Below are 18,927 nucleotides of genomic sequence, written 5' to 3' on the forward strand. Positions count from 1 at the left end.
GGCGTACTTATCTTTTATCGATACCATATGGGTTAGTCAGTAAGGAGATTAAAATGGTCAGTCAAGAACAACGGGAAAGTGCATTTTTATGGCTACTTGACCGCCTTAAAGAAGACCAAATCGTGGTGCCTATTATCGCTAGAGATTTTAGTGCCGAAGATTGGGCTTTTGTATTTGAAGGACTTCCTAAAGACCTACGTTTTGAATTGTGGCAAACACTCAGTGAAGATAAAAAGTCCCCCATATTAGCTGCGATGCGTGATGACTCCCGCGAACAGCTTATGTCGTTACTATCGAATCAAAATATAGAAGATCTTGCTCTTGCTAGTACCACAGAGCACTTAGTCGAAATACTGGATGCATTGCCCAACCGAGTAGCAAAAGGATTAATTAAAAAGCTCAATGCTTTAGAGTCTGACTTAATCGAAGAAGCGCTCAATTATTCTGATGACCAACTAGGTCGTTATGTTAATCATGATGTGTACACTGTTAATAAAAGTGTTTCTGTAGGCGAATTATTAGCAGCCTTAAAAATGGAAGCTTTACCCGCTTATACCGATAGTATTTTGGTGGTAGATGATACCGAGCACTATCTAGGCCAGGTGGACATTAATCAATTGTTTAATAGTGATGCTGACACGCTACTTATTCAGGTGGCTGAATTTTCCGATCGTGTGTTGGCGGCAGACTTGGACTTGTATGACGCTTCTGAAGCGGTAAAAAGCAGCGGACGTTCAATGTTACCTGTCATCACCAAAGAAGGGCGACTATTAGGACGCTTCTCAGTAAAAGATGCCATAGACGTTTACCAAGAATATTATGAAGCCCAGTTGTCGCATATGGGCCGCGTTAGCGACGAAGACTTATTTGCCCCAGTATTTACTAGCTCAAGGCGCAGAGCAGTATGGTTAGGGATCAATTTATTAACCGCGTTTGCAGCTTCAATTGTAATAGGTATTTTTGATGAAGTGGTTGCCCAAGTAGTGGCTTTAGCTGTACTGATGCCCATAGTGGCCAGCATGGGAGGCATTACCGGTAGTCAAACACTGACCTTAACCATTAGAGGCTTAGCAACGGGACAATTGGCCACATCTAATCTACGGGCCCTTGGGAACAAGGAAGTGTTGGTTGCTTTTTTTAATGGCCTACTCTGGGCATTTGTTGTCTCGGCCATTACCTCTTTGTGGTTTGATAATCCATGGCTATCAGCCATTATCGGTGTTGCCTTAGTGATTAACATGCTTATCGCCGCCATCTCAGGAATAATCATTCCCGTCCTACTTGATAAAATGGGAATTGACCCCGCATTGGCTGGCTCGGTGATATTAACAACAGTGACAGATGTAGTCGGCTTTTTTGTGTTTTTAGGATCTGCATCATTATTGTTGGTTTAAGAGTAAACTTGCTAGCCAGCACAATTGTTGTTCTTTATAATCCACGTCCTTTTGTTAGACAGAAAATACTATGCCAAGAACTAAAAAGTGGACCATTGACGACTCGGAAAACATCTACCGTGTAAAACGTTGGGGAGATGGCTATTTTGAAATTGGCCAAAATGGTAATTTACAAATTACTCCCGATCCTTCAAATACCAGTATGCGTATTGATTTCAAAGCAGTGATAGATGAAATCAAACAAGAAGGCATTCAATTTCCTTTGGTTGTAAGGTTTCACGATATCCTGCGTTCTCAGGTGGCCTTATTAAATCAAACCTTTCAAACTCTTCTAAAAGAAGCTGAATATACTGGTGGATATATGGGTGTGTACCCAGTAAAAGTCAATCAGATGCGGGAAGTGGTTGAAGAGATTGTTGACGCTGGTGCGCCCTTTAATTATGGCTTAGAAGCAGGTTCTAAAGCAGAACTATTGACTGTGATGGCACTCAATACCAATACAGACTCACTGACTGTATTAAACGGCTACAAAGACGAAGAATTTATGCGATTAGCGTTGCTGAGTCGTAAATTGGGTCGCAAGACCATAGTCGTTATTGAGAAATTTTCTGAGTTAGTTCTTTTGGTGAAAACATCCAAAGAGCTAGGAATAGCGCCCTTAGTGGGCATTCGCTCAAAGATGACAGTAAAAGGTCGTGGAAAATGGGCAAGTTCCGGTGGTGACAGAGCAAAGTTCGGTTTAACCATAAGTGAAATGATCAATGCGGCACGTTATCTTGAAAAACACGGTATGGCCGATTGTTTGAAACTTTTACATTTTCACATTGGTAGCCAATTAACCGATATTCGCGCAGTAAAAGAGTCCATCGCGGAAGGAGCGATGATTTACTCTGAATTACACCGTATGGGATTTAAACTTGAGTACGTTGACGTAGGTGGTGGGTTAGGCATTGATTATGACGGCAGTCAGTCGACAAATGATTCTTCTCGAAATTACAGTATGAAAGAGTATGTGGCCGATATTGTATATGGCATGAAACAAGTATGTGATTTAGAGAATGTGCCCCACCCTACCTTAGTTAGCGAAAGTGGCCGAGCTATTACGGCACACCATAGTTGTGTAGTAACCCAAGTTGTAGGTGAAATTAAGGCTCACGGAGCAGGTATAGAAACCGAACGTGTCGATAATGAACATGTGTTAGTTAGCGATATGCGAGAACTGACTGAAATCATTGATCAGCAAAACAATTTACAAGAAATATTTAACGATGCTTCACAATTCAAAGAGCAAGCGTTAAATGCCTTTAAATTAAGGGTAATATCCTTAGAAGAGTTAGCCAAAATTGAAACTTTGTACTGGCAAATTATGGAGAAAGTACAACTGCGCCTCAAAGATGCAGAGTTTGTACCTGAAGAAATGCAAGAACTAGACTTTGCGTTATCTTCCCAGTACCTATGTAACTTCTCAGTATTTCAATCCGCCGCCGATACTTGGGCCATAGATCAAATATTGCCTGTTGTACCACTGACCAGAATGAATGAAAAACCCACCATTAATTGCTCTTTGGTAGATATCACTTGTGACAGTGATGGCAAATTAGATCAGTTCATAAGTGAGTCTGGTATTTCTGACATTGTACCCATGCACAAACTCAATCCAGATGAAGACTATTATCTAGGTTTGTTTTTAACAGGGGCTTACCAAGATGTTATGGGTGACATGCATAACTTATTTGGGCGCTTGAACGAAGTCCATATATTCAGTCACGACGATGATCCACAAGACTTTTATATTGAAGAAGTCGTCAACGGCTCTTCAGTAGAAGATGTGCTCTCGATCATGCAATACCACCCTAGCTCTATGGCCAAGAGTGTCAAAAAAATGATCGACGGACATGTTGCCTTAGGGCAAATGAACCCCAGAGAAGGGGTTAAATGGACTGACTTTTATGAAGATTGTCTAAAAGGCTATACCTACCTAAAAACCTAAGGTGCTGTTTTTAATGAGCCAGCAACCATGCTGGCTTGTTCTAAATGCTTGAAACATCTCGCCCAAAAATCGGGAGTAAATTCATTGATCAAGTTTGACTCCGCATTCATCAACATTACATAACCCACACCATATTCAGGTGAAAATGCGATATCGGCACGATATCCTTGTACCCAGCCACCATGATAATTAAGAGTGTGCCCTGCAAAATCGTAAATACGCCACCCCAATCCATAATGCGCATCAGATAAAAACTCTCGCCATTGACGTCTGTAGGTTTCTTTTTTACTTTTAGTCAGAGGAGTTGTCACTTGAGTAATCAACTCGGGTGAAACCACCTGCGGTGATTCACCGAGTAGCGCCCGCATCCAGATAACCATATCGCGCATACTGGCATTGACACCTGCAGCCGGTGAATACCGATAATAGTCATCTCTGACTGTTGCTAAACGCCAACGATTTTTTGAAATTGCCACGTGGGGCTTGGCCCAATTTTCTGATGACTTCAAAGCAGCTTTACCCACACTAGCATGAGGCATATGAAGAGGCTGAATCAAGGTTTGAGTTAATGCTTGTGAATAAGATGAATGGTGTTGTTGAAAGTAACTGTCGACTACTGCAAATAGGGTATTTTGATAGGTGTAACACTGGCCTGGTTGACAAAGTGGTTTAAGCTCAGAAAGCATAGTTAACACGCGGTCAACGGCATAATTTGCCTCAATTAAATTATCATAGGCATTAGGGGTATATCCGCTAGATTGACCAATAACATGCTGTAATACCAGATCACCACTTTTACTTTTTGCAGTACTAAATTCAGGAATTAATTGCGCCACAGGAATTTGCCAATCCAACTGCTTTTGTTCCACATATTTGGCCATCAGCATAGAGGTAAAGGTTTTGGAGACCGAAGCCAGCCTAAATACTGTATCCAAAGCTATGGGTTGACCCGATTTGCTTTCTTTTCCATAAACCACTACCGAAGCAGGCTTACCTTTTTCGATATAAGCAAAGGTATAGCCTGGTAAGTTCTTTTTTTGCGCCTTTATTTGAATATCTTTGGCAAATTCAGTAAGCCATTTATCAGCAGCAACACTCTGCCCACTGTATACACTTAATAACAGTAACGCCCATATAAAAAACTTAAACATACACAACTTGACGTTGTAGTGGTTTAGATAACACGTCCAATAACCCCATATTTATATAAAAACAAGCAATCACATTATTCCTACTTTAGAAGAAATCAAGCAAACTACCTATGGCCTAATACAGACTATTATCCTTGAAATTGCCTTTATGTTAAACCCTTCTCACCAATCCATAAGCGTCGAGCAAATATGACCTCAATTCATTAGGGCCCCTACTCACAACAAGCCAAACTAGAGATTGAAAAGTATTGGTAGCTGATAACAACTATAGACTACCGCTTTTGTCGCACTAATTTGCTAGAAGTCGTTAGAATAACAATAACCAAGGCATTAAAGCACAAAATAATGAACACAGATTATCAACAAGCTCGATTAACTAGAGATCCTAGGTTTGACGGCACATTTTTTGTTGCAGTAAAAACAACCAATATTTTTTGCCGCTCAATATGCCCAGCCAATGCACCACTAGAAAAAAATGTCGAATACTTTCAGTTGGCACAACAAGCTATGAGCGCCGGATACCGCCCTTGCTTGCGCTGTCGCCCCGACAGTGCGCCACATTCTTTTGCATGGCAAGGAGTCAACACCACAGTACATAGAGCAATGGGGTTACTCAGACAACATAAAGAGTTAAACATTCAAGAAATTGCCATAAAGTTAGGTATAACCACGCGTTATTTTCGGCAGCTTTTTCAGCAACATATAGGCTTAAGTCCAAAACAATATCAATTATTTGATAAGGTTTTATTTGCGAAACAATTACTGCACCAAACTAGTTTGCCTATTGAGCATATCGCCCACGCCAGCGGCTTTGCTAGCGCCAGACGTTTGCAACAAAATTTCAAAAAAGTGACAGGCTTAACCCCCCAACAACTAAAACAGGGCAAACACAAACAAGAGCAACTTATTCGTCTTAAGCTCGCATTTAGGCCGCCTTTTAATTGGTCACATATGCGCTCTTTTCTAGCACTCAGAGCCATTCAAGGTGTCGAAAGTGTGACTGAGAACTCTTATTCTAGAACCATAGTCATTGGCTCAGACAAAGGATGGTTTAGGGTCACGGCAATTCAAGAGCAACATTATTTACAGCTTGAAATAAGTCTCCCAAAAATTGAAAAACTCACCGCGGCTTTGAGTAATATTGAAAGAATATTTGATCTCAATGCAGATACCCAGACGATTCAAACACAATTAATAGGGTGCGGTCTGCCCTCAGAAACTATGGTCACTGGACTCAGAATACCAGGTGTATGGGATACGTTTGAAGCGGGATGCCGAGCTATTCTTGGGCAACAAATATCAGTCAAAGCCGCTATTACCCTATTGACTCAACTCACCAATGAATTAGGAGAAACACAAGGAGATATGCGCTATTTCCCGACGGCTAAAGCTATAGTTGAGAGTGATCTTGCTTTCCTAAAAATGCCTAACAGCCGCAAACAAACGTTGCGATTGTTTGCCCAGCATAGTCTACATAGCTCAGAGACATCTGTAGATGATTGGTTAACTATCAAAGGCATAGGTCCTTGGACAGTGGCCTATGCAAAAATGCGTGGCCAATCTTGCCCCGACATCTGGCTTAACACCGACCTAATCATCAAAAAGCAACTAACACAAAGAAATATAAACGCAGAATTAGCACGTCCATGGCGAAGCTACTTAACCTTGCAACTTTGGAGTATGTCATGAAAAAAACTCACCATTTTGTTGAATATTTGGACTCAAAATTTGGGACTTTAGAAGTGTGTGCAGACCAAGAGGGTATTACCTCTATAGGTTTTGTAAAAGATAACGTCAAAGCCACTAATAGCTCTAAATTGACGCAACAAGCAGTGACACAGTTAGAAGAATATTTTGCTGGAAAACGCACTCAATTTGACTTGAACTTAAACCCTAGAGGAACCGAGTTTCAGCATCAAGTATGGCAACAACTAGGCACTATTGAGTATGGAAAAACTTGCAGTTATGCCGACATTGCAAAAGGCATCAATAATCCGAAGGCTGTTCGGGCAGTAGGTGCGGCTAATGGTCGCAACCCACTGACTATTGTAGTGCCCTGCCACCGCGTTATCGGCAGTAATGGCAAGTTAACGGGTTATGCCTGGGGTACCACAATCAAAGCAGGTCTGTTAGAACTGGAACGTAGCAGTGTCTAAGTGAACACGCTGAGACTAATCAGAATCAATTAATTGCATTTTGACCATATTTCTACCATCACGTTTTGCTGAAAATAGCGCATCATCCGCCGCTGAAATGACTTCTGACATAGTCCGTGACGTGGCGGTAAAAGAAACCCCAAAACTAGCAGTAAGTTGAATTGACGTAGTACCAGTGGTGATAGTCATTGCCCCTAACTTCTTACATAACTCCTGACATAATTCTACGGCTTCGTGGGGACCCGTATCTGGCATCAACAATATAAACTCTTCACCACCCCAACGACCTAAAATATCTGTTGTACGAATATTGCTTTGTAACATTTGCGCGACTTGACGCAACACTATATCCCCCGCTTTTCTGCCGTGGGTGTCATTAATAGGCTTAAAGTTATCTAAATCAATTAAAACTAAACTAACCGATTGTTTCTCATACATTAACTCTTCAAATTTTAAGCTGATGTTACTTCGATTTGCTAATTCTGTAAGGATGTCAATTTGTTTAATTTTTTGTATGTCTTTTTTGAAGTAATACAACAAATTGTAAATCAATAAAAACAATCCAAATATCAGTGCGAGTAAGGTCACTACGCTAAAGATAAAACCACGACTAATTTCAGTTTGTCGAGATTGAAGTGGAGTAATAATATACAAAGTCCAATCAAATGGCTGAATATTAAGCTCAGCAATCAGTGATTCTTGACCATTTATTTGCAACAGCAGGTTATTCAAAGAGCCCTGTTGTTGTTCGGGTTGTAAGCTTTGAAACCATGGCAAGTCCGCTAGATTTTTAAAAGTGACACCTTTTATCAATAAATCAGGATCAGATGTCAGTGTGATATCTTTGTTTTGGTCAACAAAGATAAAATCATATCCGTAAGACTTTTTATACTCGCTGAATACTTGGGTAAACTCATTAAGGCTTTTACCTACACCAAATACCCCTAGAAAATTTTGTTCATCATCATAAATTTTCAAGTCTATGTAAAATTGCGGGTTTTGCCATTGGCCTATATCCGCCATTGCATTTTCAGGTTGAGCTTTATATCTGAAATACCAATCGACTTTACCTTCAGTCAATTCAATTTTTTTCCCTTCTGAATCATATTGAGTGCGACTGATTTCGCTGGCGATAAAAAAGTTTAAAGAAAACTCGCGATTCAATCGTTTTAAGGTTGCGAATACTTGTTCTTCATTAACCTCTGGATCCAACATTAAATCCTTGAGCTCTTTTGCTTTCGCCAATGTCTGTGAGATATGCAAGGGCTGCATAAGTTGTTCAACAATCAATTGTAAGGCGGGAGAATGAGACTGCTGTTGGGCTCGACTTTGCTCGGCCACAATTTTAGACACACTAATATGAATTAAGGTGACTATAGATACTACAACTACGACAAACAGTATTAAGATACTTCGATGTAATGTACGGAAAATGTTCACTGGCAACCTTGCTGTAAATTTCTCTTAAACTGATTAGTGACAACCAATACCTTTAAGGTAACAACACCATCATAACGGAGAATTGTCCATAGAGTCATCAGCTTATAGCCTATTTTTACTAATCACAGCTAAAAATCGATCATAATCTTTAAAAAGAATAGCTATTCAGATACTTTTAATTGGTTTTCCCCAGTATTTTTCGGATCGGGTTAACCCAATCTCTATATCTGGCATAGAACTACTGACAGTAGATTAGCAAATAAGTAGAATATATAAAAATCTCCAAAATGATGCACGCACCGGCGGCAACACTTCAATTTTAAAGGAAATTAAATGGCTTTTTCTGTAGTAGTTTTAGCAGCAGGCAAAGGGACTAGAATGAAATCTTCTTTGCCTAAGGTATTGCACTCTATTGGCGGCAAACCCATGGTTCAGCATATTATTGATACAGTCAATAAGTTGGGCGCCACAAATATCCACTTAGTGTTCGGCCACGGACGAGAGCAACTGCAGGATAGCCTCAGCCACAATGTATTATCTTGGTGTCTACAAGATAAACAATTAGGTACTGGCCATGCTGTGCAACAAGCTGCCCCTCAAATTAAGGATGATGAAGACGTACTGATATTGGTAGGAGATGCACCGCTGATAAAAGAATCAACCTTGCAACAATTAATAGCAGTGAAACAAAATGCCGATCTTGCATTACTCACAGTAGAATTAGATGATCCAACTGGCATGGGTCGAATAATTAGGCAAGGTGATCAAGTCACAGCTATTGTTGAGCACAAGGATGCCTCACAACAACAGCTTCAAATTAAAGAAACCAACACTGGCATGATGATTATGGGAGGAAAAGATCTAAAACGTTGGCTGTCTAACCTCAACAATAACAATGCTCAAGGTGAGTTTTATTTAACCGATGTAATCGAAATGGCCGCCAAAGAAGGCAAATCAATTCAAGCTTCACAACCTGCGTCGGCAATTGAAGTAGAAGGGATAAATAATAGAGTCCAACTAGCTGCAATTGAACGCGCCTACCAAACAGAACAAGCAAAAATATTAATGATGCAAGGTGTTTCATTACTAGACCCATCACGCTTCGATTTAAGAGGTGATCTAGAGGTTGGGCAAGATATTACTATAGATGTCAACGTCATAGTTTCGGGTAAGGTTAAAATTGGCTCAAATGCCACAATTGGCGCAAATTGTATATTGATTGATTGCGAGATTGCAGAAAACGCAGTTATCCATGCCAATTCCATAATTGAACAAGCTGTAGTGGGTGAATATTGCAGTGTTGGTCCCTACGCTCGCTTACGCCCAGGCACAATTATGAAGGAACAATCAAGGGTTGGTAACTTTGTTGAAATGAAAAAAACCACCTTAGGAAAGGGCTCTAAAGCCAATCATCTGAGCTACCTTGGAGATACAGAAGTCGGAGCAGGTGCCAATATAGGAGCTGGCACTATTACCTGCAATTATGATGGGGTGAATAAATTCAAAACCATTATTGGGGATGGTGCCTTTATTGGTTCAAATAGTGCGCTAGTAGCACCAGCAAATATAGGTGTAAATGCCACAGTAGGTGCCGGCTCTGTTGTGACCAAAGAAGTAGGAGAAAACGAATTGGCGATTGCAAGAGCAAAACAGCGAAATATAGCGAGTTGGGATCGCCCAGTTAAAAAGTAACGTAAAAAATTAGTATTGAAAATGCAGCCATAGTGATTGGCTGCGCTTGTTTGTTCTTAAATTCTATTCAAGTGCTACGCAGGGTATCTGCAAGTTGATAACGGCAAAGGTCATAATCAACCAAGAGGCAAGGCAGACAGGGATGCAAGCAAATCCCCAAACTGTCCCCCCATTAAAACGCAAATCAAAGACAAATCTATTGATGCTCCTTAACAAACTTAGCCTGTTTAGCTAATTAATTTGTGTACATAGCGATATAAATTGCTTAAAAAAAATAACCTTAAAATAAAAAACCCCATGAGTTCAATTCACGGGGTTATTATGTGAAACCTATAGTGCACTGCACCTCAGGTTGAAGAGCAAACTCTGTATGCGAAGCAATACTTACACAGAGTGCTTAGTTCGATTATTCAACCGCAACCACTGCCTCAGACGTTGACGAGTTATAGGGTGAAGCCGCATTGTCATCATCAAGAGAATCACCATCAACATATGACTCGAAGTTATCAGAGAACACTTCAGTAGTACCCGCAGTATCCGAATAAATGGCAAAGTTATCTACAGATACAATACCCGTAGCAGCTCTGGTGCCACTATTATCACCAAACCTAACCGCAACATGAGTCAGACCACCAATAGAGTTATTATCTGGCGTAAAACCGTCGGCCGTCATGGGTACCCCGTCAATCTCAACGGTAACCAGTGGATTCACTTCTAAGTTACCTTCCGGATATTCCCAGGTCACCACTACATTCATAAATTGGTCAAGCACAACCGTAGCGGCAGAAGTATCCAAGTCACTCGGGCTACGAACACCAAAACTGTCATCTTTGATTCGAAGGTCTAATATCGCACCATCATTATTCGTAGCTGAGTTAAACAGTGTTATGAAGGCGTCACCATTGCCAAGATCATCATCCAAACGTTTTATCGCAACTTCGAATCGGCCTGCCGCTAATGGGCCATTATCACCAAGGGCATAACGTAATTCCCCTGTATCAGAATCTAGCGTATCAGTAATCGCGGCAAATTGATTACCTTCTGTTCCAGGTCCACCAACTGCACCAAGGGTTTCTACAGTTGCTTCAGAGGTACTGCTATTATAAGGAGATGCGGCATTGTCAGTATCCAGCGAGTCGCCATCAGCATATAATTCAAAGTCATCAGAGAACACCTCTGTTGTCCCACTAGTATCAGAGTAGATGGTCAAGTCATCAACGGTAAACTTACCGGTAGCCTCTCTCACCCCACTATTATCGCCAAATCTAAAGGCAACATGGGTAACACCACCAGTTGAGCTGTTATCCGGCGTAAACCCTTCAGCGACAAAGCTGACACCATCCACTTCAACTGTTACCAATGGATTCACTTCTAAATTACCCTCTGGGTATGCCCAGGTAATGACTACGCTCATGAATTGATCAAGTGATACAGTGGCGGCAGACGCATCTACATCACTTGGACTGCGCACACTAAAACTGTCATCTTTGATACGAAGGTCTAAAATAGCACCATCATTATTTGTCGCAGAGTTAAATAGCGTAATGAATGCATCACCATTACCAAGATCATCGTCAAGACGCTTGACCTTTACTTCGATTCTACCTGCAGCAAGGGGACCGTTGTCACCAAGTGCATAACGCAACTCTCCGGTATCGCTATCAAGTGTATCAACAATAACTGCAACATTGTTCGCCCCCGTATCGACCACTATGGTGCCTGTAATTGTTATTGACAATTCAGCGGTAGAACCATCAAGCGATTCAATCATAAATGTATCTGTTTCACGTTCACCAACAACAAGCGCAGCAATAGTTGCGTTGGTGGTATCTAGGGTATAGGTCCATGAACCATCTTCTAAAATTGCTAGCGTACCGTATGTGCCCGTTAGTGTTGATTGAATAACGAAAGCTTCACCGTCATCCGGGTCAAGTACACTTACTGCACCTGTTGACGTAGTTTCATCACTGGCAATAGCCCCTGTTAAATCAAAGAATACTGCTGGCGTCGGTTCATCGGTGCCACCCACATCAAACACAATCACTTCAGAGTAAACTGCTGGACTGTATAGGCTGTTACTACCGTCTAAGGTTTCGCCTATTTCATAACTTTCAAAGTCATCTTCAAACACTTTAACGGTACCATCGGTATCTGAATAAAGTGCGATATTATCAACATAAAACGAACCAAAAGGGATGGTTCTATCATTATCACCAAACCTGAATTGAATGTACTGAATACCTTCAACAAACCACTGGTCTAAGTTAACAAAGTCAGAGTCAACCACTGCCGCAGTTGAAAAAGCACCACCACCGATCACTTCACCGTCAATAGTAATAGTTATTTGCTCAACGGCATCTAAATCCCAAGTAATGTCGACCTCAAAGAATTGACCTTCGACAAAAGGTGCAGTGATCATGTCACCCGGGTAAGAAGAACTATCAGTGTTTCGAACAAAGAATCTTGGTTCAATTGGAGTCCCATCATCTTCAGTTTGATTGCCTTGAATACGCAAGTCGACTAACGATTCAGCAGAGCTACCTGAGCTACCGTAAAGAGTAATGTAAGCATCTTTAACGCTTCCATCACTACCTAGGGCATTTTCTTTAACGAAAGACGCAGTTAACTTACCTTGACGTTGGTCACCTACTGCAAATCGAATCTCACCGGTATCACCACCTAGGTCTGAAATTTTAACGAGTTGTGTCAGTGCTGCAATACGAATATCAATGTCGGCTGTTGTGCCGTCGATTGATGTAATAGTCACTGTATCGTTTACCGACTCTCCTAACTCAAGGCTAGCAACAGTCTCGTTTGCTACGTCTACTGTATACGACCAATTTCCTTCAGAAGTGATACTAAAAGTACCATAGTTAAGGGCTACATCAGTTTGAATAACAATTGCGTCTTCTTCAAAGTTCGGATCGGTAACCGTTACTGCACCGGTTAGTGGCTCGGATACTGTGTTTTGCACAGTTCCGCTGAATTCGCCTTCGATAATGGCAACAACTGGCGCATCGTTATAACCTACGGCCGAACCAATGGCATCAAGTAAAGAAGCATTAACATCATTGGCTACTTTTGAAATAGTTTGTAGATTGGTTTGTGCCAACTCAAAGGCATCTAATGCAGTATCTGAAAATGAACCATCTGCTAAGTCTGCAGCAATATCGGTAATCACTGCAGCCATATCTTTAGCTGTATCGTCATTATCTAGTTGTGAAATAAGAGCAAGCACAGAACCATATCTATCTGCATTTTCAGCGCCATCGGCTCCAAGGGCAGCAACACCTACTACAGTAGGAAGCACTTCTGTTGTATCAAAGCGTATCCCAAATCTAAGATTGATTGCTTGCGCCGCGGTTTCGAAATTATTTAAATTTTCACCAGCTGCTTGCACTGCCATTTCAGTCAATGGCGAAACAACATAAGATGGAGCCGGAGTTTCAGAATCACCTTCCACTACATTTAATACAGCTCGTAACTCAGGTGCATCTAGGGTATCGCCAGTTGACTCATCACTATAAGTTCCGCCAGTACAAGAAATAAATGCAGCGCCCTCAAAATGAATATCACTAAATACCATTGCGCCTGTTGCGTCTGACATCGCACTTGCATAGGCTGGCGAGACTACAGATCCGCTATCATCCACAGCAAAAAGCTCACAGCTTGCGCCGTTAACAGGTCCTTTCACTACATTTGCGGTTACGTCTAATGTTGGGAGAATAATGGTTGTTGATGCACCAAGCCCTTGCATGAAGCCAGCTTCATCAGTATATAAAGCAGAAGCCGTAATAATTGTACCTTCGTCTGCTTCGGTAATGGTATAAGAACTGCCAGTTGCACCTGTTGACCATAAATAAGTAACAGAGTCAGCTAAAATACCATCTGGATCGCTTAACGTTGTAGTAAGTGTGGTACCAGCTAGAAAATCGCTACCTACGATTTCAAAGGCGCCGTTACTATTACCTTCCAACATACTCGAATCGTCGCTTCCACATCCGACCAAGACTGTCGTAACGACCATGGGTATTAGTAATTTCTTAAACATGCTTTCTACTCCTGAAAGTTTTACTTATTAAATGGTGCCAAATAGCAAACCAACTGGTAAATGTATTTATAATGTAAACCAAATTGGTATGGCATAAAAGTAGTTTGTTAACTTTTTGGTATTACCAATATATTTTATTAACATATTAAATTTTATAAATAATTGGTTATCAGTATCAAAGAACTGAATAAAAAGGCCTTAAATCAAATTTCAAAAAACGGCATTATTAAACTAACAACACTCGAAACTCTGTAGTTTACAGTCACCAAAACAAACACAAGTTCAATACCCTGCAAACCCAAGCTATCTATTGATAAAAGGCCAGTTTAATAATTGCAGCAGTGGTAGGTTTTACCTATGTATACCGCCCCCAATTAGGACTACAAAATTTACAATGCTCACAGCAGCAAGGTAGTCAAAGAGTACTTATGCTTCACCTGAGATTTCCAATTTAGGGTTTAGCAAGTCCCAATGGGAGCAATGCTTCCAAGGTCGTCATTTCTCATCTGTCTTGAATTAAGCCGCATTATTTTTGAGTGACTTTCCACCCAATCCAGTTATTACCAATACTCAAATAAAATATAACCAATACAACCAAGATACATAACCAAAATAAAAACTACTGTTTTGTTAGTATGACATGAGACCATAAAGTGACAGATCTTGCTAGCCAGTTTTAACGTAAAATTACAATTATTTTACATAAACAAGTCAAGCACACAACATAACGCAACAAAATAATTAGAAAAAAACCAATAAAATCAATACCAAAACAGTTATTACCAATTAGCTTAACAATCATTACCAATTAAAAATAATTTTATTAACAATGCTATTACCACAGCTTTTGATCACCAAAAAATGCAGGTATACTCACAAAACAAGCGATATTTACAGTTGTATTAATTCTCCATTAATAGGGTGCCAAACTTATGCTCTCGTTTTACTACAAGATTTCCTTAGTACTCTTTGCGACACTTTGTTCCTCACAAGCTTTTGCTAAGGACCTTGCGACACTTAATCCACAGGCACCACCTGGATTAAACTTTGATTTATTGGACTGGAATTTGAGTCTGCCCTTAGACACCAACGAAGATAAAAAAGTAGATATAATCCCGGAAGCATTTCTAGCAAAAGGATTTCAACTGAAACCCTATTTTTATACTGCAGAAGACGGTGGCATGGTATTCACAGCCTTTGTTAAAGGTCCAAAAACGTCCAAAAACACTAAATATACCCGTTCTGAATTACGCGAAATGTTACGCCGAGGTAACACCCGAATAAAGCCCCAAGGTGTAAACGAAAACAACTGGGTGTTTAGTACTGTGAGGGGTAAAGAACAAAGAAAAGCGGGAGGAGTTGATGGGCGCTTAGAGGCGACATTAGCTGTCAACAATGTCACAGTAACTGGTGATCCTAAACAACTTGGTAGAGTGATTGTGGGGCAAATACATGCCAAAGATGATGAGCCAGCAAGAATTTACTACCGCAAGTTACCTAATAATACTAAAGGCTCAATCTACTTAGCCCATGAGCCTCGAGGCGGAGATGACCAATATTACGAATTTGTAGGCTCTCGCTCCAGTAACGCAAAAGATCCGGAAGATGGCATAGCGCTTGATGAAAAATTCAGTTACATCATTGATGTACAAGGCGATATTTTAACGGTCACTTTAAGTAGAGAAGGCAAAGCTGACATTACTCACGTAGTGGATATGCAAGACAGTGGTTATCATAAAAGAGACCAATACATGTATTTTAAAGCCGGTGTGTACAATCAAAACAGTACTGGCGTCCCTGAGGACTATGCTCAGGCTACGTTTTACCGCTTGGTCAATACCCACAAAGGTTACGAACACTAGACTAGATAGTGACTAGGTGTTGCTTTATTAAATGCCTAGCCAAAGAAATAAGTGATCAGTGTTTTCACAGAAACAAACTAACTTGCATTTCAAAACTTTTTGATTACAATAAGTTTCAAATCGAAACTTATTGTAATTCATGCAAAAACGAAACACTCAACAAAGAAGACGCGCCATAGTCGAGCAACTTAATCTCTGTGGCGAGGTAGCTGTGGATGAATTAGCAAAGCTGTTTTCTACTTCAGAAGTGACTATTCGTAAAGATTTAATCGAACTAGAAAGCAATGGCTTACTGCTCAGAAAATTCGGTGGGGCTATTTTGTTACCTGCAAGCTCCTCTGAACTTAGCGATGAAAAAGTATCACCCCGTAAAAAGGCCATAGCCAAGACCGCGGCTTCTTTAATCAAAGATCATAACCGAATTATCATAGACAGTGGCAGCACCACTGCAGCGTTATTGCCTGAACTTAAGCACAATACTGGATTGTTGGTGATGACCAACTCCTTACAGGTCGCCAATTATTTATTGGAGCGAGAAAATGAACCTAAAGTATTGATGACTGGTGGTACTTGGGATACACAATCCTATTCTTTCCAAGGAAAAATGGCTGAACTGGTACTCCAAGAATATAACTTTGATCAAGCGTTTATAGGCGCAGCGGGTTTAGATCCTCAAAAAGGCACCACCACTTTTAACGAATTGACCCAATTGAGCCAAGCGATGGCAAAGGTATCTAATCAAGTCGTGGTGATGGCTGAGTCCGAAAAATTACATCGAAAAATACCCAATGTAGAGTTGCCATGGAGTGCAATTTCGGTTCTAGTTACCGACGATCAGATACCAGCAGATGTAAAACAACAAATTGAACAGCACGGCGTAATAGTGATGTGCGCTAACACAACAAAGATTGGAGCTTAATATGTGTGGGATTGTAGGGGCCATTGCCGAACGTAACGTAGTTGAAATATTGTTAGAAGGTCTGCGACGCTTAGAATATCGCGGATACGATTCAGCCGGAGTAGCGCTTTTGGATACCCAAGGTAATCTCACGCGCACCAGACGTATTGGCAAAGTCAAAGAGTTGGCAGATGCATTACACATCACACCAGTTAAAGGATCTACAGGTATTGCCCATACACGCTGGGCTACACATGGCGGTGTGACCGAAGCTAACGCCCATCCGCACTTTTCATCTGAACGTATTGCAGTTGTTCATAACGGAATCATTGAGAACTACCAAAGATTACGCCAAGAACTCACCCTAGCAGGGTACGGTTTTAGCTCAGACACAGACACAGAAACCATTGCCCATCAGGTGCATTTAGAACTAGACAAATGCGGCGATTTACTTAAAGCAGTACAAAACTCAGTGACTAAGTTTCACGGCGCTTATGGCACAGTAATCATGGATAAAGAAGATCCTGAACGCATTATTGTTGCTCGCTCTGGTAGCCCATTAGTCATAGGTTTAGGCATAGGTGAAAACTTTATTGCCTCAGATCAAATGGCATTATTACCGGTAACACGGCGCTTTATGTTTTTAGAAGAAGGGGATGTAGCTGAAATATCCCGAACAAGCATTACAGTATACGACCAAAGTGGCGCAACAGTAGAACGAGAAATTATTGAGTCAGACGTAGAGCACGATGCCGGTGATAAAGGCGGTTATCGCCATTACATGTTAAAAGAAATTCACGAGCAACCCAGCGTAATTCGTAATACCTTACAAGGTCGATTAAGTGCCAGTGGCATCAGCCCGAATATATTTGGCCAAGATGCTGATAAAATATTAGCAGGTATTAAACATGTGCAAATTATCGCATGTGGCACCAGCTATCATTCAGGTATGACGGCCCGTTACTGGCTAGAGCAATATGCCAATGTATCCTGCAATGTAGAAATTGCCTCAGAATTTCGCTACCGAAAATCCTTTGTACACCCCAATAGCTTAATTGTCACTATTTCACAATCAGGTGAAACAGCCGACACCTTAGCCGCCCTTAGGCTTGCCAAAGAACAAGGTTACTCAGCCAGTTTAACTATCTGTAACGTACCAGGCTCGTCATTAGTAAGAGAATCTGACTTGGCATTCATGACCCTTGCTGGTGCAGAAATAGGCGTAGCGTCCACTAAAGCATTCACTACACAACTCAGCGGATTTTTGATGTTGACCCTAGCGCTTGGGCAATATAACAACATGTGTCAAACAGACCATGACCACATAGTAAAAGCACTACATAGTCTGCCGGCTAAGTTAGAAGAAACCCTGACCTTAACCGCTAGCATCAAAGAGCTCGCCAAAGAATTTGCCGATAAACAACACAGTTTGTTTCTAGGCAGAGGCGACCAGTACCCAATCGCCATGGAAGGAGCGTTAAAGCTCAAAGAAATTTCCTATATCCATGCTGAAGCCTATGCGTCTGGTGAACTGAAACATGGTCCATTGGCACTCATTGACGACGAAATGCCGGTAATAGTCGTAGCACCTAATAATGAATTATTGGAAAAATTAAAATCCAATGTAGAAGAAGTCAGAGCTAGAGGCGGGATCATGTACGTTTTCGCCGACAAACAAGCCAACTTCCAAAGCGACGACACCATGCGAGTGATCAATGTCCCTCATTGTGAAGCTGCCATCGCACCAATCATCTATACCCTACCCCTACAATTATTGTCATATTACGTGGCAATTATAAAAGGTACCGATGTTGACCAACCCCGAAATTTAGCCAAATCTGTGACTGTAGAATAATCTCGGGGCCGCAAGGCCCTTTTGTTGTGAAGATAGTAAAGTTTGACACTCAGACTTGCCTAACAAACTGGCAGACATGTTTGAGCCTAAGCGGTCAGTCGAGCGTTCCCCCTTAAAGAAAACTTTGTGCCATTTCCCGACAGTCATGGCTCGCTTGCCGAGTTAGCGTTTATAACAGATTGCAGACGGTAAGGATTTACAAGCTATTACACGTCATTCCCGCGAAGGCGGGAACCTATTAATAGTTTCCGTACCCTCAATTGAAATAGTATAAAAACACAATAACAAGTTATATGCTTACTCATTTTTTAGATGAAGAAAACAACGTTTTTGTGCAATTTATCAGATGTTGTTGGAGGTTCCCGCCTTCGCGGGAATGACGGTAGATATACTAGAGGATGTCACTGACTGCAATCTAAGTAAACTAGCAATAGGGCT

At 41.1% G+C, this 18,927-nt stretch carries 11 protein-coding genes; 8 read left to right on the top strand and 3 right to left on the bottom strand.

What is annotated here, in order from left to right; genetic code table 11:
• The first annotated feature begins 53 nt into the window (after positions 1–53).
• Both AAC000_RS00695 and speA read left to right on the top strand, forming a co-directional pair.
• Positions 54–1,394 carry a magnesium transporter gene (locus tag AAC000_RS00695; protein ID WP_339719164.1) on the top strand — a complete coding sequence of 447 codons (1,341 nt, stop codon included), beginning with the start codon at positions 54–56 and terminating at the stop codon, positions 1,392–1,394.
• Between the two features lie 70 nt (positions 1,395–1,464).
• Positions 1,465–3,384 carry a biosynthetic arginine decarboxylase gene (gene speA / locus AAC000_RS00700; protein WP_339719166.1) on the top strand — a complete coding sequence of 640 codons (1,920 nt, stop codon included), beginning with the start codon at positions 1,465–1,467 and terminating at the stop codon, positions 3,382–3,384.
• Here speA and AAC000_RS00705 read toward each other — a convergent pair.
• Positions 3,381–4,535, bottom strand: a complete 1,155-nt coding sequence (locus AAC000_RS00705) for a serine hydrolase domain-containing protein (RefSeq protein ID WP_339719168.1) — start codon at positions 4,533–4,535, stop codon at positions 3,381–3,383. The two genes, speA and AAC000_RS00705, sit on opposite strands and share 4 nt — an antisense overlap.
• Before the next feature lie 345 nt (positions 4,536–4,880).
• Between AAC000_RS00705 and AAC000_RS00710 the strand changes: the two genes are divergently transcribed.
• Together AAC000_RS00710 and AAC000_RS00715 are read left to right on the top strand one after the other, a co-directional pair.
• Positions 4,881–6,224 (top strand): AlkA N-terminal domain-containing protein, encoded by a 1,344-nt coding sequence (locus tag AAC000_RS00710; protein ID WP_339719169.1) that lies wholly within the window; start codon positions 4,881–4,883, stop codon positions 6,222–6,224.
• Positions 6,221–6,691 carry a methylated-DNA--[protein]-cysteine S-methyltransferase gene (locus tag AAC000_RS00715; protein WP_339719171.1) on the top strand — a complete coding sequence of 157 codons (471 nt, stop codon included), beginning with the start codon at positions 6,221–6,223 and terminating at the stop codon, positions 6,689–6,691. Before AAC000_RS00710 ends, AAC000_RS00715 begins: the two co-directional genes overlap by 4 nt.
• Positions 6,692–6,706: 15 nt before the next feature.
• Here AAC000_RS00715 and AAC000_RS00720 read toward each other — a convergent pair whose 3' ends face one another.
• Entirely contained in the window at positions 6,707–8,131 is a 1,425-nt protein-coding gene (locus tag AAC000_RS00720; RefSeq protein WP_339719172.1) for a sensor domain-containing diguanylate cyclase, read from the bottom strand.
• A gap of 333 nt (positions 8,132–8,464) precedes the next feature.
• Here AAC000_RS00720 and glmU point away from each other — a divergent pair, with 333 nt between their 5' ends.
• Positions 8,465–9,823 (top strand): bifunctional UDP-N-acetylglucosamine diphosphorylase/glucosamine-1-phosphate N-acetyltransferase GlmU, encoded by a 1,359-nt coding sequence (gene glmU / locus AAC000_RS00725; protein ID WP_339719174.1) that lies wholly within the window; start codon positions 8,465–8,467, stop codon positions 9,821–9,823.
• A 406-nt stretch (positions 9,824–10,229) separates the two neighbouring features.
• On the opposite strand, the gene AAC000_RS00730 is transcribed toward glmU, so the two are convergent.
• Positions 10,230–13,874 (bottom strand): VCBS domain-containing protein, encoded by a 3,645-nt coding sequence (locus AAC000_RS00730; protein ID WP_339719176.1) that lies wholly within the window; start codon positions 13,872–13,874, stop codon positions 10,230–10,232.
• A gap of 932 nt (positions 13,875–14,806) precedes the next feature.
• Here AAC000_RS00730 and AAC000_RS00735 point away from each other — a divergent pair.
• The 3 genes from AAC000_RS00735 (at position 14,807) to glmS (ending at position 18,489) form a co-directional block, all read left to right on the top strand.
• On the top strand, positions 14,807–15,736 hold the full coding sequence (locus AAC000_RS00735; protein ID WP_339719178.1) for a polysaccharide lyase family 7 protein: 930 nt from the start codon (positions 14,807–14,809) through the stop codon (positions 15,734–15,736).
• Between the two features lie 139 nt (positions 15,737–15,875).
• Positions 15,876–16,655, top strand: coding sequence for a DeoR/GlpR family DNA-binding transcription regulator (locus AAC000_RS00740; protein WP_339719180.1), 780 nt, complete (start codon positions 15,876–15,878; stop codon positions 16,653–16,655).
• A gap of 1 nt (position 16,656) precedes the next feature.
• Positions 16,657–18,489: a glutamine--fructose-6-phosphate transaminase (isomerizing) gene (gene glmS, locus AAC000_RS00745; RefSeq protein ID WP_339719182.1), complete on the top strand. Its 1,833-nt coding sequence runs from the start codon at positions 16,657–16,659 to the stop codon at positions 18,487–18,489.
• Positions 18,490–18,927: the final 438 nt, after the last annotated feature.

It is taken from the genome of uncultured Paraglaciecola sp. (assembly GCF_963977085.1).
GTDB lineage: Bacteria > Pseudomonadota > Gammaproteobacteria > Enterobacterales > Alteromonadaceae > Paraglaciecola.